At 63.3% G+C, this 22,659-nt stretch carries 19 protein-coding genes and 2 pseudogenes; 17 read left to right on the top strand and 4 right to left on the bottom strand.

Annotated features, from left to right (window positions below; all coding sequences use genetic code 11):
• Positions 1 to 264 precede the first annotated feature (264 nt).
• The 6 genes and pseudogenes from X738_RS48875 to X738_RS48850 all read left to right on the top strand — a co-directional run bounded on the left by X738_RS48875 (position 265) and on the right by X738_RS48850 (position 7,945).
• Complete coding sequence (locus X738_RS48875) at positions 265 to 1,770, top strand: UxaA family hydrolase (protein ID WP_023797367.1); 1,506 nt, start codon at positions 265 to 267, stop codon at positions 1,768 to 1,770.
• A gap of 62 nt (positions 1,771 to 1,832) precedes the next feature.
• Complete coding sequence (locus X738_RS48870) at positions 1,833 to 2,831, top strand: aldo/keto reductase (RefSeq protein ID WP_023797366.1); 999 nt, start codon at positions 1,833 to 1,835, stop codon at positions 2,829 to 2,831.
• A gap of 328 nt (positions 2,832 to 3,159) precedes the next feature.
• A complete protein-coding gene (locus X738_RS48865; RefSeq protein ID WP_023797365.1) occupies positions 3,160 to 4,155 on the top strand; it encodes an ABC transporter substrate-binding protein in 996 nt (331 codons plus the stop codon).
• A gap of 116 nt (positions 4,156 to 4,271) precedes the next feature.
• The gene (locus X738_RS48860; protein WP_023797364.1) at positions 4,272 to 5,825 is read left to right on the top strand and encodes a sugar ABC transporter ATP-binding protein; all 1,554 of its coding nucleotides are present in this window, start codon (positions 4,272 to 4,274) and stop codon (positions 5,823 to 5,825) included.
• A pseudogene (locus X738_RS48855) lies at positions 5,822 to 6,863 on the top strand (ABC transporter permease). Before X738_RS48860 ends, X738_RS48855 begins: the two are co-directional and overlap by 4 nt.
• Positions 6,864 to 6,928: 65 nt before the next feature.
• A complete protein-coding gene (locus X738_RS48850) occupies positions 6,929 to 7,945 on the top strand; it encodes a zinc-binding alcohol dehydrogenase family protein (protein WP_023797363.1) in 1,017 nt (338 codons plus the stop codon).
• A 7-nt stretch (positions 7,946 to 7,952) separates the two neighbouring features.
• Here X738_RS48850 and phnF read toward each other — a convergent pair whose 3' ends face one another.
• Positions 7,953 to 8,702, bottom strand: a complete 750-nt coding sequence (phnF, locus tag X738_RS48845) for a phosphonate metabolism transcriptional regulator PhnF (protein ID WP_023797362.1) — start codon at positions 8,700 to 8,702, stop codon at positions 7,953 to 7,955.
• Between the two features lie 123 nt (positions 8,703 to 8,825).
• Here phnF and phnG point away from each other — a divergent pair.
• The 11 genes and pseudogenes from phnG to phnE (X738_RS48790) all read left to right on the top strand — a co-directional run bounded on the left by phnG (position 8,826) and on the right by phnE (X738_RS48790) (position 18,871).
• A pseudogene (gene phnG, locus X738_RS82165) lies at positions 8,826 to 9,364 on the top strand (phosphonate C-P lyase system protein PhnG).
• Positions 9,364 to 9,975: a phosphonate C-P lyase system protein PhnH gene (phnH, locus tag X738_RS48835; protein WP_023797360.1), complete on the top strand. Its 612-nt coding sequence runs from the start codon at positions 9,364 to 9,366 to the stop codon at positions 9,973 to 9,975. Before phnG ends, phnH begins: the two are co-directional and overlap by 1 nt.
• A gap of 1 nt (position 9,976) precedes the next feature.
• Positions 9,977 to 11,089 (top strand): carbon-phosphorus lyase complex subunit PhnI, encoded by a 1,113-nt coding sequence (locus X738_RS48830; protein ID WP_023797359.1) that lies wholly within the window; start codon positions 9,977 to 9,979, stop codon positions 11,087 to 11,089.
• On the top strand, positions 11,086 to 11,997 hold the full coding sequence (locus tag X738_RS48825; protein ID WP_023797358.1) for an alpha-D-ribose 1-methylphosphonate 5-phosphate C-P-lyase PhnJ: 912 nt from the start codon (positions 11,086 to 11,088) through the stop codon (positions 11,995 to 11,997). The genes X738_RS48830 and X738_RS48825 overlap by 4 nt, the downstream gene beginning before the upstream one ends.
• Positions 11,994 to 12,770 carry a phosphonate C-P lyase system protein PhnK gene (phnK, locus tag X738_RS48820; protein ID WP_023797357.1) on the top strand — a complete coding sequence of 259 codons (777 nt, stop codon included), beginning with the start codon at positions 11,994 to 11,996 and terminating at the stop codon, positions 12,768 to 12,770. Before X738_RS48825 ends, phnK begins: the two co-directional genes overlap by 4 nt.
• A gap of 2 nt (positions 12,771 to 12,772) precedes the next feature.
• Positions 12,773 to 13,480 (top strand): phosphonate C-P lyase system protein PhnL, encoded by a 708-nt coding sequence (phnL, locus tag X738_RS48815; RefSeq protein WP_023797356.1) that lies wholly within the window; start codon positions 12,773 to 12,775, stop codon positions 13,478 to 13,480.
• On the top strand, positions 13,477 to 14,094 hold the full coding sequence (locus X738_RS48810) for a DapH/DapD/GlmU-related protein (protein ID WP_023797355.1): 618 nt from the start codon (positions 13,477 to 13,479) through the stop codon (positions 14,092 to 14,094). The genes phnL and X738_RS48810 overlap by 4 nt, the downstream gene beginning before the upstream one ends.
• A 245-nt stretch (positions 14,095 to 14,339) precedes the next feature.
• Complete coding sequence (phnC, locus tag X738_RS48805) at positions 14,340 to 15,194, top strand: phosphonate ABC transporter ATP-binding protein (RefSeq protein WP_023797354.1); 855 nt, start codon at positions 14,340 to 14,342, stop codon at positions 15,192 to 15,194.
• Between the two features lie 165 nt (positions 15,195 to 15,359).
• Positions 15,360 to 16,268 carry a phosphonate ABC transporter substrate-binding protein gene (phnD, locus tag X738_RS48800; protein WP_023797353.1) on the top strand — a complete coding sequence of 303 codons (909 nt, stop codon included), beginning with the start codon at positions 15,360 to 15,362 and terminating at the stop codon, positions 16,266 to 16,268.
• A 73-nt stretch (positions 16,269 to 16,341) separates the two neighbouring features.
• On the top strand, positions 16,342 to 17,316 hold the full coding sequence (gene phnE, locus X738_RS48795) for a phosphonate ABC transporter, permease protein PhnE (protein ID WP_023797352.1): 975 nt from the start codon (positions 16,342 to 16,344) through the stop codon (positions 17,314 to 17,316).
• 4 nt (positions 17,317 to 17,320) lie between these two features.
• The gene (gene phnE / locus X738_RS48790) at positions 17,321 to 18,871 is read left to right on the top strand and encodes a phosphonate ABC transporter, permease protein PhnE (RefSeq protein ID WP_023797351.1); all 1,551 of its coding nucleotides are present in this window, start codon (positions 17,321 to 17,323) and stop codon (positions 18,869 to 18,871) included.
• Here phnE (X738_RS48790) and X738_RS48785 read toward each other — a convergent pair.
• The 3 genes from X738_RS48785 to X738_RS48775 form a co-directional block, all read right to left on the bottom strand.
• Entirely contained in the window at positions 18,859 to 19,740 is an 882-nt protein-coding gene (locus X738_RS48785; RefSeq protein ID WP_023797350.1) for a sugar phosphate isomerase/epimerase family protein, read from the bottom strand. The two genes, phnE (X738_RS48790) and X738_RS48785, sit on opposite strands and share 13 nt — an antisense overlap.
• A 209-nt stretch (positions 19,741 to 19,949) precedes the next feature.
• Positions 19,950 to 21,137 carry a Gfo/Idh/MocA family protein gene (locus tag X738_RS48780; RefSeq protein ID WP_036269291.1) on the bottom strand — a complete coding sequence of 396 codons (1,188 nt, stop codon included), beginning with the start codon at positions 21,135 to 21,137 and terminating at the stop codon, positions 19,950 to 19,952.
• 156 nt (positions 21,138 to 21,293) lie between these two features.
• The gene (locus tag X738_RS48775) at positions 21,294 to 22,349 is read right to left on the bottom strand and encodes a sugar phosphate isomerase/epimerase family protein (protein ID WP_023797348.1); all 1,056 of its coding nucleotides are present in this window, start codon (positions 22,347 to 22,349) and stop codon (positions 21,294 to 21,296) included.
• Positions 22,350 to 22,659: the final 310 nt, after the last annotated feature.

Genomic DNA, 22,659 nt, shown 5'->3' with positions numbered 1-22,659 from the left:
TGCCCCGTTGCGGCCGGCGCTTGCGGCGGCCGGCTTGAAGCGCGATATGCAGATGCTTCTGGCGCAGGCTCCCGGGAAGCGGAATCGCTTTTCGGAAGTCAGGCCTGGTTCCAGCGTCCGGTCCTCTGCGCATCCGCAAGAACGCGCGGCTTCGTCACGAAAAAACAATTGACGCAAAACTGTTTTTTCACGATAAAAGACATTAACTGTTAACAGGCGCGTGTCAATCGCTTGCCGATCCCAGGAACACCCAGGAAATTGCCCGTGAACACTGCAAACAGCATTCTTCTGTCCCCCGCCGACAATGTCGCGGTCGCCAACGGCCGCATCGAGATCGGCGCGGTGCTGCCGGGCGGCGCCGTTGCCACGGCGCTGATCGAACCCGGCCACAAGGTGGCGATCAAGCCGATTGCCGCCGGCGAGGCAGTGGTCAAATACGCCCAGGCGATCGGCCGCGCCACTGAAGCCATTGCGCCCGGCGAGCATGTCCATTCGCACAATCTGGTCTTCGAATCCGGGCGTTTGCCGGTGGTGCCGCCGAGCGAGGCCGTGCACGCCACAGAGGCCGATCGCGCCCGCACCTTCATGGGCTACCGCCGCGCCGACGGCCGTGCCGGCACGCGCAACTTCATCGGCGTTCTCGCCAGCGTCAATTGCTCGGCCACCGTTTGCCACGCCATCGCCGACGAGGCGAACCGGACGCTGCTGCCCAGATATCCGGGGATCGACGGCTTCGTTCCCATCGTTCACGGCCAGGGCTGCGGCATGAGCGCCACCGGCGACGGCATGATGGTGCTGCACCGCACGCTGGCCGGCTATGCTCGTCACCCGAATTTTGGCGGTGCGCTGATGGTCGGTCTCGGCTGCGAGGTCAACCAGCTCACCCTCTATGGCCAGAAGGGCGTCGCCGCGGGAAAGCGCCATTTCAACATCCAGGAAGCCGGCGGCTCGCGCAAATCTGTCGAGAAGGCGTTGGTCGTGCTGGCGGAGATATCAGAGGAGGTCGGCAAGCTTGAGCGTGAGCCGATCCCGGTCAGCGAGATCGTCGTCGGCCTGCAATGCGGCGGCTCCGACGGCATGTCCGGTATCACCGCCAATCCGGCGCTGGGCGCCGCCGTCGACATCCTGGCCGGCGTCGGCGGCATCGGCATCCTTTCCGAGACGACGGAAATCTACGGCGCCGAGCATCTGCTCGCCTATCGCGCGGCGACCCCGGAGATCGCCGCCAAGCTCGATGGCTATGTAAAATGGTGGGAAGACCATGTTGCCAAGCATGGCGCCTCCATCGACAACAATCCGTCACCAGGCAACAAGCGCGGCGGCCTGACCACCATTTTGGAGAAGTCGCTTGGCGCCGTCGCCAAGGGCGGCCAAACGCCGCTCAACGGCGTCTTCGGCTATGCCGAAAAGGTCAGCGGCCGCGGCTTGGTGTTCATGGACACGCCCGGCTACGACCCGGTTTCCGCCACCGGCCAGGTGGCTGGCGGCGCCAACGTCATCGTCTTCACCACCGGCCGCGGTTCCTGCTTCGGCTGCCGGCCGACACCGTCGATCAAGGTCGCTAGCAACTCGACCATGTACCACACGATGGAAGAGGACATGGACGTGAATTGCGGCGTCATCGCCTCGGGCGAAAAGACCATTGCCGGCATGGGCCGCGAGATTTTCGAGCTGATCGTCGAGACGGCTTCCGGCCGCAAGACCAAGAGCGAGGAGTTCGGCTACGGCGACAACGAGTTCGTGCCGTGGCACCTTGGAGCGACCCTCTAGAACAGCCACCAACTGACTTAAGACATGGACGGGGCCGGCAAATGGCCGGTGGGAGGCTTTGCATGAAGAAACGCCGTGTCGGCAGCACCGCGCTGGAAATAACCGAGGTCAGCTTCGGCGGCGCGGCGGTCGGCGGGCTCTACCGAGCCTGCCCACGCGAGACGGCGATGCAGACGCTGCAGGTCGCCTGGGATGCCGGCTTGCGCTATTTCGATACCGCGCCGTTTTACGGCTTCGGCCTTTCGGAACGCCGCTTCGGCGATTTCCTGCGCGACAAGCCGCGGGACTCCTACATGCTGTCGACCAAGGTCGGGCGCCTGTTGCGGCCGGTGCCGGAAGACCGGATTCCGGACCATTCCTATGTCGATCCGCTGCCCTTTGCGCCCGACTACGACTATTCCTACGACGGCATCATGCGCTCGGTCGAGTTCAGCTATGCGCGGCTTGGCCTCAATCGAATCGACGTCCTGTTCGTCCACGACATCGGCGTCTATACGCATGGCGTCGAGAAAACGAAGCTGCATTTCCGCCAGTTGATGGATGGCGGGCTGAAGGCGCTGGAAGAGCTGAAGTCGTCCAAGGTCATTTCCGCCTACGGCCTTGGCGTCAACGAGGTGCAGATCTGTCTCGATGTGCTGCGCCAGGCGCCGCTCGACTGCATCCTGCTTGCCAGCCGCTATTCGCTGCTCGACCGCACCGCCGAAGCCGAATTGCTGCCGCTTTGCCGGCAACGGCAGACCTCGCTGATCATCGGTGGCGTCTTCAACTCGGGCATCCTGGCGACCGGCCCGGTGCCGGGTGCAAATTTCGACTACCTGCCGGCCACCGAGGACATTCTCGACCGCGTCGGCGCCATGGAAAAAATCGCCGCCGAGGGCGGCTATCCGCTTGCCGCGGCGGCATTCCAGTTCCCGCTGCACGAGCCTGTGGTGGCTTCTGTGCTGACGGGCACCGCCAAGCCGGCCAATCTGGAACGAAACCTGCAACTGCTCGACATCCAGGTGCCCGAAACAGAATTCGCCAAATATGATGCCTACACGGTCGTTCAGAAACTCGGCTGATGCGCTGCGGCCTTCGCCGGTTGAACGGCAGACGGTGCGATCAGGAGGCGCCCCACCTTACGCCTCAAAAAAGAACAAATATTCCATCTTGACTGGCAGATGGAATTAATATTCCATACCTTTTCGGGGAGGGGTTTGGCAATGTGGATCGGCACTCCCTTCCGGTCGAGGCATACGCAGGACGATACGAAACACCGCTTGCGTCGACCGGACCGATGCACTATCAAAATGCGGTAAATGTTTTTTATTGATAAAGTTCCGTTTGGCCAGCGCCTATCCAAACCGAGCTTCCGCTACGTTCACCAGGCGACCTAGGGAGGAAGTCTAAATGAAATTCGTGACCAGCATTCTCAACCGCCGCGTATTCGTGGCGCTCGCCGCCGCCTCGATGCTTGCCGGCGTGATGCATTCGGCGCCGGCTTCGGCGGCGGACGTAACCATTCCGATCATCGTCAAGGACACCACCTCTTTCTACTGGCAGATCGTGCTGGCCGGCGCCCGCAAGGCCGGCAAGGACCTCGGCGTCAACGTGCCGGAACTCGGCGCCCAGGCGGAGACCGACGTCAACGGCCAGATCTCGATCCTTGAAAACGCCGTCGCCGGCAACCCGGCTGCCGTGGTCATCGCACCAACCGAGGCCAAGGCGCTCGGCAAGCCGATCGACGAGGCAGCCACCAACGTCAAGATCATCGGCATCGATTCCGGCGCCGACTCCAAGGCCTTCACCTCGTTCCTGACCACCGACAATATCCAGGGCGGCCGCGTCGCCGCTGACGGGCTGGCGGCCGCGATCGGCGAAGCCAATGGCGGCAAAATCGAGGGCGACGTCGCCCTGATCACCGCGCTTCCGGGTGCCGGCTCGCTCGAGCAGCGCGCCCAGGGCTTCAAGGAACAGCTTGCCGCCAAATATCCCGGCCTCAAGCTCATTGCCGACAAATACGCCGACGGCCAGGCCACCACCGGCCTCAACATCGCAACCGACCTGATCACCGCCAACCCGAACCTCAAGGGCATCTTCGCCTCCAACCTGATCATGGCGCAGGGCGTCGGTCAGGCGATCGCCGAGAACAGCCTTGCCGGCAAGGTCGGGCTGATCGGTTTCGACAGCGACGAGAAGCTGGTCAAGTTCCTCAATGACGGCGTCATTTCCGGCCTCGTCGTCCAGGATCCGTACCGGATGGGCTATGACGGCATCAAGACGGCGCTCGCTGCCTCGAAGGGCGAGAAGGTCGAGGCCAATGTCGACACCGGCGCCAACCTGGTCACAAAGGCTAACATGAAAGATCCGAAGATCGACGCGCTGCTCAATCCGAAGCTCGACTGAGCACCGGCATTGGCACACCGTTTCCGGGGCTTTTTGCCCCGGAAACGACCTACACGCGTGCCACTCGTGAGGCCGATCTGGGAGGCCAATCTGGGAGGCCAATTGGGAGGAACGTCATGACGTCGACGGCGCAGGAACTGCATCCCGCCCCAACGCTGGAACCGGGCAGGACGATCCTCGAACTCAAAGGACTGGAGAAGCGATATCCCGGCACGCACGCGCTGAAGCCGGTTGACCTCGCCTTCAAGGCCAGCGAAATCCACGCCATTGTCGGCGAGAACGGTGCCGGCAAATCCACCCTGATCAAGCTTTTGACCGGCGTCATGCCGCGCACCTCCGGCGACGTCATCTGGGAGGGCAAGCCGGCAGCGCTGGCGACGCCGCATGAGGCGATGGCTCTCGGCATCAATGCCGTGCACCAGGAGGTCGTTCTGTGCCGCCATCTCACGGTCGCGGCCAACATGTTCCTCGGCGAGGAGGATTCCCGCTTCGGCATACTGCAGCAGCGGGCCATGGTCAGGGAAGCGCAGAATATCATCGACGATCTCGGCTTCGATCTGCCGGCGCATGTCGTGCTGGGTGACCTGACCATAGGCCAGCAGCAGCTGATCGCCGCCGCCCGCGCCACCGTGCGCGGCACCAAGTTCCTGATCTTCGACGAACCGACTGCCTATCTCACCCGCAAGGAAGCCGACCAGCTATTCACGCTGATCCGCCGGCTGAAGGGCGAAGGCGTCACCATCATCTACATCAGCCACCGCATGGAAGAGGTGTTCGAGCTCGCCGACCGCGTCTCGGTGCTGCGCGACGGCACGCTTGTCGGCACCAGGAACATCGCCGAGACCAACGACGCCGAGCTGGTCAAGATGATGATCAACCGCTCGATCGAGCAAGTCTATCACAAGGAGCATTTTACCCCGGGCGCGACGCTGCTCGAAGCCCGAAATCTTTCCGGCAAGGGCTTCGAAAATGTCTCGATGACGGTCCGTGCCGGCGAAATCGTCGGGCTCTACGGCCTGATCGGCGCCGGGCGCAGCGAGTTCGTCACCACGCTCTACGGCCGTCACCGCAAGTCGGCCGGCCAGATCCTCTGGGAGGGCAAGGAGGTTCAGGTCAACTCCGAGCATGACGCTATCAGGCTCGGCATGGCGCTGGCGCCGGAAAGCCGCCGCGACCAGGGCCTCTGCCTCAACCTGCCGGTCGGCCTCAATCTCAATCTGCCGATCTACAAGCGCATCTCCAGCAATCTGCTGATCTCCAGCGCACAGGAGAAGACCGAGGCGGATCGCCAGATCGCCAATCTCAGGATCAAGACGCCGACGCGCAACGCGCTCGCCTCCAGCCTGTCCGGCGGCAACCAGCAGAAGATCGTCATCGGCAAATGGCTGGCGCACGGCGCCAAGCTGTTCATCTTCGACGAGCCGACAGTGGGCGTCGATGTCGGCACCAAGGCAGAGATCTACCGCCTGTTCGGCGAACTGTTGTCCAAGGGCGCCGGCATCATCCTGATCTCGTCCTATCTGCCCGAGGTCTATGAACTCGCCGACACGCTGCATGTGTTCCGCCGCGGCAAGCTGGTGGCCACTCATGGTTTCCACACTGCCGACCATGAGGAGATCCTCACCCAGGCGCTGGCCGAGAAACAAGAAAAACCGGGAGGACAGATATGAGCACCGAGGCGATCGCGGCCGAAAGGCCGAAACGCAACTACAACGCGCTGTTCGGGCTGACGCTGCTGGCGCTGCTGGTGCTGTTGTGGGTCATCCTGTCGGTGGCGACGCCGAGCTTCGCCTCCGCCAACAACATCTCGAACCTGCTGCGGCAAGGTTCGATGATCGCCATCCTGGCGGTCGGCCAGACCTTCGTCATCATCACCGGCGGTATCGACCTTTCCGTCGGCGCCGTGGTTGGCTTCGCCACCGTCATCGTTGCGATGCTGATCAATGCCGGCGTGCCGATTTACCTCGCCATCCTGATCACCTTGCTGGTTGGCGTCGCCATCGGCCTGTTCCACGGCTTCGGCATCGTCAAGATGGGCCTGCCGCCNCCTGATCACCTTGCTGGTTGGCGTCGCCATCGGCCTGTTCCACGGCTTCGGCATCGTCAAGATGGGCCTGCCGCCATTCATCATCACGCTGGCGACGCTGACCTCGCTGCGCGGCATCGGCCTTTTGATGACCAATGGCAACTCGATCTCGATCAACAACGACGCCTTCCAGCTGTTTTCGCGCAGCTCGTTCCTCGGCGTCCCCAATCTGTTCTGGATGGTGATCCTGGTCGGCATCCCCGCCTACATCTTCCTGCATCACAGCCGCTGGGGCCGGTATCTGTTCTCGGTCGGCTCCAACGCCGAGGCCTCGCGTCTGTCCGGCGTCAACGTCCAGCGCACCATCTACATGGCCTATACGCTGTCGGGCCTCTGTGCGGCTTTTGTCGGCGTGCTGCTTGCCTCGCGCATCGGCATCGGCAATCCGACACAGGCCGAGGGCTGGGAGTTGCAGGCGATCGCCTCGTCGGTGATCGGCGGCACCTCATTGTTCGGCGCCGTCGGCTCGGTGCACGGACCGCTGCTTGGCGCCTTCATCCTCGCCACCATCAACAACGGCGCCAATCTCTTGAACGTCAATGCCTTCTGGCAGCGCATCATTACCGGCGTGCTGATTATCGTCATCGTCTATTTCGACGGCCTGCGCCGCCGCGGCAAGTAGACCATCTTAACAACCGCCGGCCCGGCGATCGGGCCGGCGGTGCCATGAACCGACTGGATCAAAGCATGAAAGCCGTCATCTGCCGTTCGCCCGGCGATCTTGTTGTGGAAGACCGCCCGGCGCCCAGCACACCACCGCCGGGCTGGGCGTTGGTCGCGGTCAGTCATGTCGGCATCTGCGGCACCGACTATCACATCTTCGAGGGCAAGCATCCGTTCCTCGCCTATCCCCGCATCATGGGTCACGAGGTCTCCGGCACCGTGATCGAGGCCGGCGAAGGCGTCGATCTGGCCGTCGGTGAGCCGGTGATCATCAATCCCTATCTCGCTTGCGGCAAATGCAGCGCCTGCCGCCTAGGCAAGCCGAATTGCTGCGTCAGGATCGAGGTGCTCGGCGTCCACCGCGACGGCGCCATGTGCGAACGGATCCTGGTGCCGGCGCAAAATCTTTATCCGACCAACGGCCTGTCGCTGGCCGATGCCGCCGCCGTCGAATTCCTGGCGATCGGGGCGCATGCCGTGCGGCGCTCGCTGGCTGATCCCGGCGCGCGCACGCTGGTCATCGGTGCCGGGCCGATCGGCCTCGGCACAGCGCTGTTTGCCCACATCGCCGGTCTCGACGTGACGCTGCTCGACATGAGTGCCGAGAGGCTGGGTTTTGCTGCAAGCGAACTCGGCTTCGCCACCCTCGACGCATCTCGGCAGTCTGCGACCGATCTGGTGCGCGAGGCGACCAACGGCGAAGGTTTTGACGTGATTTTCGATGCCACCGGCAACACCCAGTCCGTCCAGTCAGCCTTCGCCCATGTCGCGCATGGCGGGACGCTGGTCCTGGTCAGCGTCGTCAAGGACGACATCGTCTTTTCCGATCCCGAATTCCACAAACGCGAGATGACGCTGATCGGCAGCCGCAACGCGCTGCGCGCCGACTTCGACCATGTCGCTGCCTCGATTCGCGATGGTGCTGTGCCGCTGGCAAAGCTCGTCACCCATCGCACGACGCTTGGCGACACGCCGCGCGACCTCGCCCGCTGGGCGCATGAGAAATCCGGCCTGATCAAGGCCGTCATCCAGGTCGGATGAACCGGACCTAAAGCGCCGATATCTTGAGCTCGACCCGCTCGGCCGGAAACCGCGTTTCGGCGAACTGGATCGGCTGGCCGTCCGGCGTGACGTTGACGGCGACCGTGACCAGCACGATGGCGCCGGGCTGCAGATTAAGATCGGCAAGGTCGGCGGCATCCGCGTGGCGGGCCGACAACACCGTCGATTGTCTGAGATAGTCACCGATGCCGAAACGCCGGAATGAGGCGGTCACCGATCCGGTTTCGGCCATGGCGGCATCGATGCCGGCGAAGCGAGCCGCGTCGAACCAGCCGGTCGCACGCGAGACCGGTTGCCCATCGGCTTCGCCGCGTGTCTCGAGGCGTATGACAGTCGAACCCCTGGCAAGCCCCAGCCCTTCGGCGACGCGCCGGCTGGCCGGCTCGACCGCCGATTCGAGCAGCACGCTGCGGCGCTCCGACGCCTGCCCTTGCAAGCCCTCCGAAAAACGGGTGCGCGCTCCGATCGGATAGGACAGGCGCTTGCGCGACAGCACGAAGGTGCCGCGCCCCTGTTCGGCCCTGAGCACGCCATCCTGCACCAGTGCGGCGATGGCGCTGCGCACCGTATGGCGGTTGACGCCATAGCGCTCGGCCAGTGCAACTTCCGGTGGCAATGCAGCATTCTCGGCAAAGTCGCCGACGGCGATCGAATGCAGGATCTGGTCGGCGATCTGCCGCCACAGCGAGACGCCGCTGCGCCGCTCCAAGCTGCTGGCCATCTGCTGACCGATCATTTCTTTGCCCCGATCTTTTTCGCGCTGTCATCCGTCCGTCATGGACACGCTTTAGAAAATAGATATAATTCGTATAATTGTCTATATCAATAGATGAATTTTCGATGCAAGGGAATGTCAACCATGCGAGGACAGGAAGCGCGCGATCAGCAGCTTGAGCGCAAGGCCGTCATGGCGACGCTGGCGCAATCGATTGGCGACGATATCGTCCGCCTCTGGAACGAAGCCGGCCTGCCTTCGGAAGCAGAACTCCTGCGCGGCCCTGAAACCGGCCTGGTCACCGTGCGTGGCCGCATCGGCGGCGGCGGCGCACCATTCAACGTCGGCGAGGCGACGGTCACCCGCGCGACGGTGCGGCTTGCCTCGGGAGAAGTCGGCCACTGCTATGCGCTCGGCCGTGACAAGCAGAAAGCAAAACTGGCGGCGATCGCCGACGCGCTCTGGCAGGATCCCACCCGCCGCAACGAGGTCGAGAGCAAACTCATTGCGCCGCTGCAGGCCGCACTGGCCAGCGGACGTGAGCGGCGNCCCGCCGCAACGAGGTCGAGAGCAAACTCATTGCGCCGCTGCAGGCCGCACTGGCCAGCGGACGTGAGCGGCGGCGCGCCGAAACGGCGGCAACGAAGGTCGATTTCTTCACCATGGTGCGCGGAGAAGACTGATGGAAATTGCAACCCAGGCGATCGAGGGCGGCTTTGTCGATCCGGTGTTCGACGCCCAGACGGTGTTCCGCGCCGTGATGGACGCAATGGCACGGCCGGGCACCCTGCAGCCTCTGCCGGTCTTTGCCCGCCCCCCCGCGCCGCTGTCGGCCACCGCGGGCGCCATCGCGCTGGCGCTGTGCGACAACGACACGCCGCTCTGGCTCGACCTCGTTCTGCAGGCCCCAGCAGCGATGAAATCCTGGCTCGGCTTCCACACCGGCGCGCCACTGGCCCACACGCCAGCCGATGCGCATTTCGCGCTGATCGCCACGCCGGCCGAGATGATGGCGCTCGACGGCTTTTCACAAGGCACCCAGGACTATCCCGACCGCTCGACGACGCTGATCCTGCAGGTCAGCGATCTCGTCTCAGGCGCCCCGCTGCTGCTCGAAGGTCCCGGCATCGAAACAACCGCGACAATCGCGCCGGCGCAGATGCCGCGCCACTTCGTCGAACAATGGAAGCAGAACAATCAGCGTTTTCCCCGTGGTGTCGACATTATCCTCGCCACCCCGGAAGGCGCTGCCTGCCTGCCGCGCACCACGCGCATCAAGACGATGGAGGCGTGATATGTATGTCGCGGTAAAAGGCGGCGAAGCGGCCATTGCCAACGCACACGCCCTGCTCGCCGACCGTCGCCGCGGCGACCGTTCCGTGCCGGCGCTTCGCCTCGACCAGATCGTCGAGCAGCTGGCGCTCGGCGTCGACCGGGTGATGAGCGAAGGTTCGCTCTACGACCGCGAATTGGCGGCGCTGGCCATCGTTCAGGCGCGCGGCGACATGATCGAGGCGATCTTCCTGGTTCGCGCCTATCGCACCACGCTGCCGCGCTTCGGCTACACCAGGGCGATCGACACCGGCGCGATGCTGGTCGAGCGGCGGGTGTCGGCGACCTACAAGGATCTGCCTGGCGGCCAGCTTCTCGGCCCGACCTTCGACTACACCCACCGGCTGCTCGATCCCGAGCTTGCCGCCGGTGGCGACGTCGCCGAGCCGCTGCAGCGTGCCACCGACGCGGACGCCATGCCGCGTGTCTCCGCCATCCTCGCCCGCGAAGGCCTGATCGAGCCCGACGGCGACATGCCGCAGGACCATATCCCGGGCGACATCACCCGCGAGCCGCTGGAATTTCCGATGGCGCGCGACATCCGCCTGCAGGCGCTGTCACGCGGCGACGAGGGTTTTTTGCTGGCGCTCGGCTACTCCACCCAGCGCGGCTATGCCCGCAACCATCCGTTCGTCGGTGAGGTTCGCATCGGCGAGGTCGAGCTGGAACTCGACGTGCCGGAGCTGCCATTCGCCGTACCGCTCGGTTCTGTGCGTGTCACCGAGTGCCAGATGGTCAACCAGTTCAAGGGCTCGACAAAGGCGCCGCCGCAATTCACCCGCGGCTACGGCCTCGTCTTCGGCCAGAGCGAGCGCAAAGCGATGGCCATGGCGCTCTGCGACCGCGCGCTTCGCGCAACCGAATTGGGCGAAGATGTCGTCGCCGCTGCCCAGGACGAGGAATTCGTCATCTCGCATTCCGACAATGTCCAGGCGACCGGCTTCGTCGAGCACCTCAAGCTGCCGCACTATGTCGACTTCCAGGCCGAGCTCGACCTGGTGCGCCGCATGCGCGCCGAGCACGACGCCCGCGAGAACGGCGGCAAGGTCGAAGAAAAAAGGGAGGCCGCGGAATGACCGCACAACCGACCGATATCGCAACCTACAACTTCGCCTATCTCGACGAGCAGACCAAGCGGATGATCCGCCGCGCGATCCTCAAGGGCATCGCCATTCCCGGCTATCAGGTGCCGTTCGCCTCACGGGAAATGCCGATGCCCTATGGCTGGGGCACCGGCGGCGTCCAGGTTACCGCTTCGATCATCGGCCCGGACGATGTGCTGAAGGTCATCGACCAGGGCGCCGACGATACCACCAATGCGGTCTCGATCCGCGCCTTCTTCAAGAAGGTCGCAAATGTCGCCGTCACCACCGACACGGCGAAGGCGACCATCATCCAGACCCGCCACCGCATCCCCGAGCACCCGCTGACCGCAGGCCAGGTGCTGGTCTATCAGGTGCCGATTCCCGAGCCGCTGCGCTTCCTCGAGCCGCGCGAGACGGAAACGCGCAAAATGCATGCGCTGGAGGAATACGGCCTCATGCATGTAAAACTCTACGAAGACATCGCCAGGCACGGCCGCATCGCCACCACCTATGCCTACCCGGTCAAGGTCGAGGGTCGCTATGTGATGGACCCGTCGCCGACGCCGAAGTTCGATAACCCGAAAATGCACCGTTCGCCGGCCCTGCAACTGTTTGGTGCCGGCCGCGAAAAGCGCATCTATGCGCTACCGCCTTTCACCGAGGTAGTCAGCCTCGACTTCGAGGACCATCCGTTCGAGGTGCAGACCTTCGACCAGCCCTGCGCACTGTGCGCGGCCGAAAACGTCTATCTCGATGAGGTCATCCTCGACGACCATGGCGGCCACATGTTCGTCTGCTCCGATACCGACCATTGCGAGAAGCGGCGCGAGCAAGGCCATCGCGGCCACCTTGCGCCCGAGACCCCTCCTGCCCTGAAAAAAACGGAGCCGGCGCAATGAGCGACGAGCCGCTGCTGCGCGTCTCCGCGCTGTCCAAGTTCTACGGTTCGCGCATAGGTTGCGAGAACGTCAGCTTCGACCTGTGGCCGGGCGAGGTGCTGGCAGTGGTCGGCGAATCCGGATCCGGCAAGACGACGCTGCTCAACTGCCTGTCGACCAGATTGTTGCCGAGCTCCGGCACCGCCAGCTACCGCATGCGCGACGGCCAGTTCCGCGAGCTTTACCGCATGAGCGAGGCCGAGCGCCGCTTCCTGATGCGCACCGACTGGGGTTTTGTTCACCAGAACCCGGCCGACGGGCTGCGCATGACGGTGTCGGCCGGGGCCAATGTCGGCGAGCGGCTGATGGCGGTCGGCGACCGCCACTACGGAAAAATCCGCGCCACCGCCGTCGACTGGCTGTCGCGCGTCGAGATCGACGAGGACCGCATCGACGACGAACCGCGGGCCTTTTCCGGCGGCATGCGCCAGCGCCTGCAGATCGCCCGCAACCTCGTCACCGGGCCGCGACTGGTGTTCATGGACGAGCCAACCGGCGGCCTCGACGTCTCGGTGCAGGCGCGCCTGCTCGACCTGTTGCGCGGCCTGGTCACCGATCTCGGCCTGGCGGCGATCGTCGTCACCCACGACCTTGCGGTGGCGCGTCTGCTGTCGCAACGCATGATGGTGATGAAGGACGGCCGCGTCGTCGAAAGCGGCCTCACCGACCGCGTGCTTGACGATCCCCGCGCGCCCTACACCCAGCTTCTCGTTTCTTCCATTCTGCAGGTGTGATCATGGCAACCCCGCTCGTCGTCTCCGATGTCGCCAAGAGCTTCACCATGCATCTGCGTGACGGCATCAGACTGCCGGTCGTCGCCGGCGTGTCGTTCTCGATCAGGAGCGGCGAATGTGCCGTGCTCGGCGGCCCCTCCGGCGCCGGCAAGAGCTCGATCCTGAAGATGCTCTACGGCAACTATGCCGTCGATGCAGGCCAGATCATCGTCCAGCACGAGGACGGGCTCATCGATCTGGCGACGGCCAGCCCACGCACCGTGCTTGCCGTGCGCCGGCTCACGATCGGCTATGTCAGCCAGTTCCTGCGCACAGTGCCGCGCGTCTCGGCGCTGGATGTCGTCGCCGAACCGCTGGTCGAGCGCGGCGAGGACCGCGAGGTCGCGCGCGGCAAGGCACGCGCCTTGCTGGCGCAACTCAACCTGCCGGAAAGGCTCTGGGCACTGCCGCCGGCGACCTTTTCCGGCGGCGAGCAACAGCGCGTCAACATCGCGCGCGGCTTCATCACCGAGCACCCGATCCTGCTGCTTGACGAGCCGACCGCTTCGCTCGACGCCAGCAACCGCGACATGGTGATTGCGCTGATCGCGGCCAAGAAGGCAGCCGGCGTCGCCCTGCTTGGCATCTTCCACGACCATGATGTGCGCGAGGCAGTGGCCGACCGCGTCATCGACGTGACCGCTTTTGCCGCCGGGAAAATCGCCGCATGACCAGAAAACTGTCGGAAACGCCGCTTGTCCACGAGACAGCGGAAGTCGACAACTCGACGCTCGGCCGCTGGACCGAGATCGCCGAACGCTGCCGGCTTTCGGAAAGTACGCTCGGCGACTATTCCTACATGATGCAGGACTGCAGCGCCTGGTGCGCGACGATCGGCAAATTCGCCAACATCGCCGCCAGTGTGCGCATCAACGCCAACAACCATCCGACCTGGCGGCCGACGCTACACCATTTCACCTATCGCGCCTCTGACTATTGGGACGACGCCGAGCACGAGAGCGAATTCTTTGCCCAGCGCCGCGCCAAACGGGTCACCATCGGCCACGACACCTGGCTTGGCCACGGCTCGACAATCCTGCCCGGCGTCAGCGTCGGCGACGGTGCGGCGGTCGGCGCCGGCGCCGTGGTGTCGAAGGACGTCGCGCCCTACACCATCGTCGGCGGCGTGCCGGCCAAACCGATCCGCGAACGCTTCGACCGCCGCACGGCGGAACGCTATCGGGCACTTGCCTGGTGGGATTGGGACCACGCCCGCCTGCGCGCCGCGCTCGACGATTTTCGCGCGCTTTCGGCGGAAGCATTTCTGGAAAAATACGGCGGCTAGTGAATGGTGAATGGTGAATAGTGAATGGCGGCAGGGAAGCCGTTCTTGTCACCATTCACCATTCACCATTCACCATTCACCATTCACCATTCACCATTCACTTGATCGAACCGCGTCCGCCGGCTCGCCCCCTTCCAGGCTGTGGACGGTAACAAAACTGACATCAATCCGACACCGCGGTTTCATGCGGCTGCGCTAGCCAAGGCTAACAGACCTTCGAAACGCGACTGGACTGGAACTTGCCTATGTCAGCAACCTCAGCCACGCTCGAAATCCGCGGCGTCACCCGTCGGTTTGGCAGGAACACCGCCGTCAGCAATGTCGACATCTCGATCCCTCAAGGCCAGATGGTCGGCATCATCGGCCGCTCGGGTGCAGGCAAGTCGACGCTTTTGCGCATGATTAACCGCCTCATCGATCCCAGCCAGGGCTCGATTTTCTTTGACGGCGCCGAAGTCTCGAGCCTGCGCGGTTCGCTGCTCAGGCGCTGGCAGCGCGATTGCGCCATGATCTTTCAGCAATTCAACCTGGTGCCGCGCCTTGACGTTTTGACCAATGTGCTGCTCGGGCGGCTCAATCACCGCTCGACCGTTGTCAATCTGCTCGGTGTCTTCTCCCGCGAGGAACGGGCCGAGGCAATCGCGGCGCTCGAACGTCTCGACATCGCCCGCACGGCGCTGCAGCCGGCCGGCACCTTGTCCGGCGGCCAGCAGCAGCGCGTCGCGATTGCCCGCGCCATGATGCAGCAGCCGAAAGTCATCCTCGCCGACGAGCCGATCGCCTCGCTCGACCCGCTCAACGCCAAGGTGGTGATGGATTCGCTGCAGGACATCAATCTGCGCGAGGGCCTCACCGTGGTCACCAATCTGCACACGCTGGATACCGCGCGCACCTATTGCAACCGCATCATCGGCATGGCAGCCGGCAAGGTGGTGTTCGACGGCCCGCCCGAAGAGCTCAATCGGGAGGCCGTGCGCATGGTTTATGGCGCCGACAGCAATGGCGGCGAAATCTCCGAGGCGATCACCTCGACCAGCGTCGCCATCAAGCAAAAGATCGTCGCATCCGCCGGACCGCTCGAGCCGGCATTTCCCGGCTAACTAGGTCGACGATCCGGCAAGTGGATACCGGTATACGAGTATACGAAAGCAAACGACGAAAGAGCGCCTGGACCGCCAGTCCGCATCAAGGCCGGGCATAAAAAAAGCGCCGTCAAAATTCGAACGCTGCCGGCGCGATGCCGGAACCAACAGGAGAGACGCGAAATGTTTAGAAAAATACTTTTCGGTGCCGTTTCCATCATCGCCATGGCGGTGGGCGCGGTTCAGGCACAGGATCTGAAGGAATTCCGCGTCGGCATTTTGGGCGGCGAGAATGAAGCCGACCGCCTGCGCAACTACCAGTGCTTCGCCGACCACATCAAGCAAGTCCTCGGCGTCGAAAAAGTTTCGCTGTTCCCGGCCGCCGACTACGACGGCGTCATCCAGGGCCTGCTCGGCGGCACGCTCGACTTTGCCGAGCTCGGCGCTTCGGCCTACGCCAAGGTCTATCTCGAAAACAAGGACGCGGTTCAACCGATCCTGACGACGATCCAGACCGACGGCTCGACCGGCTACCGTGCGGTCATGGTCGCGCGTGCTGATTCCGACATCAAGACGCTCGCCGACATGAAGGGCAAGAAACTCGGTTTCGCCGATCCCGATTCGACTTCTGGTTACCTGATCCCGGTCACGTCACTGCCCAAGGACATCGGCATGGATGTGAAGAGCTACTTCGCGTCGACCGGTTTCGGCGGCGGCCATGAACAGCTTGTCCTTGAAGTCCTGAAGGGCACGTTCGATGCCGGCACCACCTGGGCCTCCGGCGTCGGCGACTTCAACGACGGCTACAGCTCGGGCAATCTGCGCAAGATGGTCGACAAGGGCGTCCTCAAGATGGATGACCTCGTCGAACTGTGGCAGTCGCCGCTGATCCCGAACGGCCCGCTGGTGTTGCGTACGTCGATCGACGCCGGCGCCAGGCAGAAGATCACCGATTTCCTGACCAAGCTTCCGGAAACCGATCCGGCCTGTTTCTCGGCGATACAAGGCGGCGATTACAAGGGCTATTCGCCGGTTACCCCGGAATTCTACCAGCCGATCATCGACGCCCGTAAGGCGAAGATCGGCTCGTAAGCAAACTGCCAAAACGCCGCCGGGGCCACGTGCTGCCGGCGGCGTTGCCGCATCAGGGGCCGGGGATCTATCGATGAGTGCGACCGAAATTTACCGCGCGCCCGCGCTTTCACCGGAGGGAGCCACCGTCGAGCGGCACTGGCGCGATCTTGCCGCCCGCCGGCGCCTTTACACGATCGGCGGCCTGATTTTCCTGTTTCTTGCACTCTCCGGCTCGCTCTGGTTCGCCAACGAAACCAACGCCGGAAAGTTCTTCGACCGCCTTCCCTACGTCGCCGACTTTTTCGCCGAGTTGAAGCCGCGCGACTGGTTCGACCCGGTGCGCGCGCTGTTCGACCTGCCGTCCCCCTATGACGACGGCAGCCTCAAGTTCGACTACCCGGAAGGCCGGGTCTACCTGACCCAGGGCATCTACATTCCGGAGTATTTCCACCGGATGGCCGAGACGCTGAACATCGCCCTGTTTTCGACGCTGGTGGGCGCCACATTCGGTTTCCTGCTCTGCTTCTTCGCTGCAGGCAATATCACGGCCAGCCGCTGGCTCCGTTTCTTCACGCGCCGCTTCCTTGAAATCGTCCGCGCCTTTCCGGAAATTGTCATTGCCGGCTTTTTTCTGGCGATTTTCTCGCTAGGGCCGATTCCTGCGATCATTGCGGTCAGCATCCATACCGTCGGCGCGCTCGGAAAAATGTTCTTCGAAGTCGTCGAAAATGCCGACATGAAACCTGAGGAAGGCTTGCGCGCCGTTGGCGCCAACTGGGTCGAGCGGGTGTGGTTCGGCATAGTGCCCCAGGTCCTGCCCAACTTCATCAGCTATTTCCTGCTCCGCTTCGAGATCAATGTGCGCGCTTCGACCATACTTGGCGCCGTCGGCGCCGGCGGCATCGGCGAATCCCTGCGTCTTTCGATCGGCCGAGGCCATGAGGCCAAGACCATCGCCATCGTCTTCCTGCTGTTCTGCACGATCGTCGCCGTCGACCAGCTTTCGGCATGGCTGAGACATCGTCTTGTCGGCCGGCAGGCGTTCGCATACGGGCGCGGAGAGTAGTGCAATGAATGCTGACGCCATCAACGACATCGCCGCTCGCCATCCGGAGGCGTTCCGGCGCTCGCTGTGGAAGCGCTACGCCACTCCGATCGGCATGCTTCTTTGCATTCTCTACACCTTCTATTGTTCGTGGTTCTTCTCGGTCGCCGCCGTTCTCGAAAAGGCGAACTGGAACCTTGCCGGCGCGTATCTCGCCGACTGGGTGTCCTACGAAATCCGGCCCGACATCGAGTTCAAGGACAATCATCTGACGATCGACTACTCCCGCTTCTCCAAACTGGGATCCAATCCAGATCCCGACTGGGTGGCCAAGCAGATGGCCGTCATCGAGCGGCAGGTCGAGGCAGTGCCGGCACCGGCGATCGCGACCAACAAGTCGTCGCAGGATTCGTTCATGGCGCCTGGCGCGCCAACTGCCGAGAACCCGGCCGCCCCGTCGGGCCAATCCGCTCCTGCGGTGCCTGAAACAGTGCGCGAAAACGCCGTCGTGGCGGCGATCGTCACCCTTGCCGATGGCCAGATCGCCGTCACGCCAAACCTGGTCACCGTGACGCGCGGCGCCGAAACCGTCGTCTTTGACATCGCCAAGGGCAGTTCTGTGACACCGCGCAAACCGCTGCCTGACTGGATCGAGCAACGCAGGCCAGGCTCGACAGCCTATGTCTCGTTCGGATTTCTCGGCCGCGCTGAGGTGCAGAACGACGAGGTGGTCGCCTGGCGGCGTTTCTTCGGCTGGGCCAATTTCGTGTTCGACACGAACTCGCCATTCTGGGGAAAGCCGTTCAGCGAGGTCGCTTCACTGATCGTCTCCGGGGCTCGCATCGACCCGTTGCGATCAAACGCGGCGCTCGCCTGGGACAACATTTTGAACAATGCCGAGTGGCAGCACGGCGACGTCTGGCTGAAACTCTTGCAGACCGTCGTCATGGCTTTTGTCGGCACCGTGCTGGCCTCGATCGTCGCCTTTCCGCTCGCCTTCCTGGCTGCGCGCAACGTCACGCCGAGCCGCATAGCCAACCAGGTGACAAAGCGCTTCTTCGATTTCCTGCGCTCGGTCGACATGCTGATCTGGGCGCTGTTCTTTACGCGCGGCTTTGGTCCTGGGCCGCTGGCCGGCATGTCGGCTATCTTCTTCACCGACACCGGAACCTTGGGGAAACTTTATTCCGAGGCGCTGGAAAACATCGACGACAAGCAGCGCGAGGGCATCCGCTCGGTTGGCGCCACCCCGGCAATGGTGCAGCGCTACGGCGTGCTGCCCCAGGTTCTGCCGGTATTCCTCAGCCAATCCCTTTATTTCTGGGAATCCAACACCCGGTCAGCGACGATCATAGGCGCTGTCGGCGCCGGCGGCATCGGCCTGAAATTGTGGGAGGCCATGCGCACCAACACCAACTGGGCCAATGTTTTCTACATGGTTCTGCTGATCCTGCTTGTCGTTTTTATCTTCGACAGCATCTCCAGCTATCTCCGCCGCAAGCTGATGGGGACCGTCGCAAACAGCAATGATGAGCGGCGCGTTTCCGCCCGCCCGCCGGCAGCTCAGATCGCCTGAGAGGAAGGCTGCGTCCAGGCGCCAGCCTTTTTCCAGCCGCTCTTGATGTGCTTGTAGCCGTCGCGGTAGACGGCTTCCGGGCTTTCCGAAAAATCGCGCCACACCTTGGTAGCCGCCGCCAAATCTTTCAGCGAGCGGCCGAAGGCTTCGATCGTCAGCCAGTCGTCATAGCCGCTCTTGCGGATGGCCGAAAACGTCTCTTGCCACGGAATGTGGCCGCGCCCCGGCACGCCGCGATCATTCTCCGAAATATGGATATGGACGACATTTTTGCGGTTGCGCGAATACGCGCCGATCGCGTCCGTCTCTTCGATATTGGCATGGAAAGTGTCGTACATCGCCTTGATGTGCGGCCGATCGATTGCGTCGACATGCTCCGACAGATCGTCCATTGTGTTGAGCAGATAGCATTCGAAGCGGTTGAGCGCCTCCAGCCCGATGGTGACGTTTTTGTTGCCGGCATGATCGCCGATGGCGCGTTGCGAGGCGACGGAGCGCTTTTTCTCCGCCGCCGTCGGCCCACTGCCGGAGAAGGCGCCGAGCGTCGAATGCAGCGGGCCGCTCAGCGTTTTGGCGCGAAGCGCTTGTGTGCAGTCGATCGCCCATTTCATATAGTCGATGCCGGCTTTGCGCGTCGAGGCATCGGCCGAGATCAAATTCATCGCCGGATCGCCCATCGCCGAAACGGCGGTGCGCTCCAGCCCGATGCGGTCGAGCAGCGCGCCGAGCTTTTTGTAATCGTCCGGCGTGCCGGCAAAGATCGGTATCTCGACGCCGTCGAAGCCGGTCGCCTTGATATCCCTGAGCACCGGCTCGTGTTTCTTCGACACCGCCGTCGTCCACAAAAACATGCACATGCCGATTTTCATCGACGTCCCTCCCTTTTTGACGGCCGGCTGGCTCCTCCGCCGACTTCGCCATAAGCCCCCTCATCCGGCCGCTTCGCGGCCACCTTCTCCCCGCTGGGGAGAAGAGGCAGACGGCAGCGCCGGCGTCTCCTCTCCCCTCGGGGAGAGGTCGGATTGCCCCGAATTGCCCTTGCAATTCGGTTGGCAATCCGGGTGAGGGGGCGCAGCGATCAAAGCTTCGTCCAGGCCCCGTTCTTCTTCGACGACTTCACGCAGGCTTCAATGAAGGCCATGCCTTCGACACCGTCGTGGATGGTCGGGAAAATAACGTCCTTAGCCGGCTTGCCGCCTTTGCGGCGCGCCGCGCGGATGGCGCGGGCCGCCTCCTGGTAGATGTTGGCGAAGCCTTCGAGATAGCCTTCCGGATGGCCTGACGGAACGCGGCTGACGCGCCCGGCGACGGGCAGCGCGCCGGCGCCATTTCGGGTGATCAACTGCTTCGGCTGGCCGAACGGCGTGTACCAGAGATAGTTCGGGTCGGCCTGCACCCATTCAAGCCCGCCCTTCGAGCCGTATATCCGCAGCTTCAGCCCGTTCTCGTGGCCGGGCGCCACCTGGCTTGCCCACAACATGCCCTTGGCAGGGTGCGACTTGCCGACAGGCTTGAAGCGCAGCATGACGTTGACATTGTCGTCGAGCTGCCGCCCTAGCACGAAGGCGTCGAGATCGGCGGAAAGCGTATCGAGTTCGAGCCCGCAGACGAAGCGTGCGAGATTATAGGCATGCGTGCCGATGTCGCCCAGCGCACCGCCGGCGCCGGCCTGTTTGGGATCCGAGCGCCACGCTGCCTGCTTCTGGCCGGTGGCGGCAAGGTCCTCGGTCAGCCAGTCCTGCGGGTATTCCGACTGCACGATGCGAATGTCGCCGAGTTGCCCCTTGGCCACCATCTCGCGCGCCTGCCGCACCATCGGATAGGCGGTGTAGTTGTGGGTGAGGACAAAGACCTTGCCGGTCTTTTCAACCAGTGCCGCCAGCTTCTTCGCTTCCGCCAACGTCGTCGCCAGCGGCTTGTCGCAAATGACGTGGATGCCGGCTTCGAGAAACGCCTTGGCCGCCGGCACATGCACATTGTTGGGCGTGACGATGGCCACCGCCTCGATGCCGTCCGGCCGCTTGGCCTCGGCCTTGGCCATCTCGGCGAACGAGCCGTAGCTGCGCGCCGGATCGAGCCCAAGCTCCTCGGCCGACGCCTTGGCACGCGCCGGGTCGGATGACAGGGCACCGGCGACCAGCGCGAACTCATTGTCCATGCGCGCTGCAATCCGGTGCACCGCGCCGATGAAGGCGCCTTGCCCGCCGCCGACCATGCCGTAGCGGATCGGGCCGCCTCCCGTTTCCGACTTCGATGCGCCGACCATGATTTTTCTCCCTCGTCTGAAATATCCTTCCCCCTTGAGGGGAGGGTGGCCCGAAGGGCCGGGAGGGGTCGGTGCATGCCGAGCTCCACGCTCAGCGACCCCACCCCGATCCGCTGCGCGGATCGACCCTCCCCTCGAGGGGGAGGGAAAGCGGTGCTAGATTCCCATCATGGCGCGCAGCACCTTTTTATCGGTCGCGCCGCCGGCGAAGTCGTCGAATGCCTTTTCCGTCACCCTGATGATGTGATGCTGGATGAAGGGCGCGCCTTCGGCCGCGCCATCCTCGGGGTGCTTCAGGCAGCACTCCCATTCCAGAACCGCCCATGAATCGTAGTCATACTGGGCGAGCTTGGAGAAGATGCCGCCAAAGTCCACCTGGCCATCGCCCAGCGAGCGGAAACGCCCGGCCCGGTTCGTCCAGCTCTGATAACCGGAATAGACGCCTTGCCGGCCGGTCGGATTGAACTCGGCATCCTTGGCGTGGAAGGCCTTGATCCGCTCGTGATAGATGTCGATGAATTGGAGATAGTCGAGTTGCTGCAGCAGGAAATGCGACGGGTCGTAATTGATGTTGCAGCGCTTGTGGCCGCCGACCGCGTCAAGGAACATCTCGAATGTCGCACCGTCGAAGACGTCCTCGCCCGGATGGATCTCGTAGCCAACATCGACGCCATTGTCCTCATAGACGTCGAGGATCGGTTTCCAGCGCTTTCCCAGTTCGGAAAACGCTTCCTCGATCAATCCCGCCGGCCGTTGCGGCCACGGATAAAGGTAGGGAAAAGCCAACGCTCCACAAAACGACACCGACGCCTTGAGCCCGAGGTTCTTGGAAGCCTTGGCGCCGAACTTCATCTGTTCGACCGCCCATTGCTGCCTGGCCTTCGGATTGTTGTGCACCGCAGGCGGTGCGAAGCCGTCGAACTGCGCGTCATAGGCCGGATGCACCGCCACCAACTGCCCCTGCAAATGCGTCGACAGCTCAGTGATCTCGACGCCGGCATCGCTGCAGATGCCCTTCACCTCGTCGCAGTAGGCCTGGGAAGACGCCGCTTTCTCGAGGTCGAACAGCCGGCTGTCCCAGGTCGGGATCTGCACGCCCTTGTAGCCCAGCCCGGCCGCCCATCTGGTGATCGACGGCAGCGAATTGAACGGTGCGGCATCGCCCGCGAACTGCGCTAGAAACAGCCCAGGACCTTTCATTGTCGACGGCATCGGCATCCTCCCTCATTATCCACGACCAAGCATAGCGCCGATTGAAAGCAGGGCCAGCCTCTTTGGTCTTTTCTCGACAGGCGCTAGTGCGCACCGCTATTCTGGTATTACCAAATATGCTCATTTGGTCAAGCGCTGCCGCGCACAACCAGCGCTGCGCAAATTGCCGGGAAGCGGGCAAATATGCCAGTTTAATCAAAGAAATAATCATGGGCCGGGGCTGCCTTGCAGGATTTCTTGCCGTCCAGATGAAATTGCTGTAGACCTCTTTTTACGCCCAATTGGTCGAACCAGTTACGAGAAATGCTGG

It is taken from the genome of Mesorhizobium sp. L48C026A00, assembly GCF_000502375.1.
Classification (GTDB): Bacteria; Pseudomonadota; Alphaproteobacteria; order Rhizobiales; family Rhizobiaceae; genus Mesorhizobium; species Mesorhizobium muleiense.
Note: the sequence above shows the minus strand (reverse complement) of the source record. Positions and strands in the feature narration are given on the sequence as shown.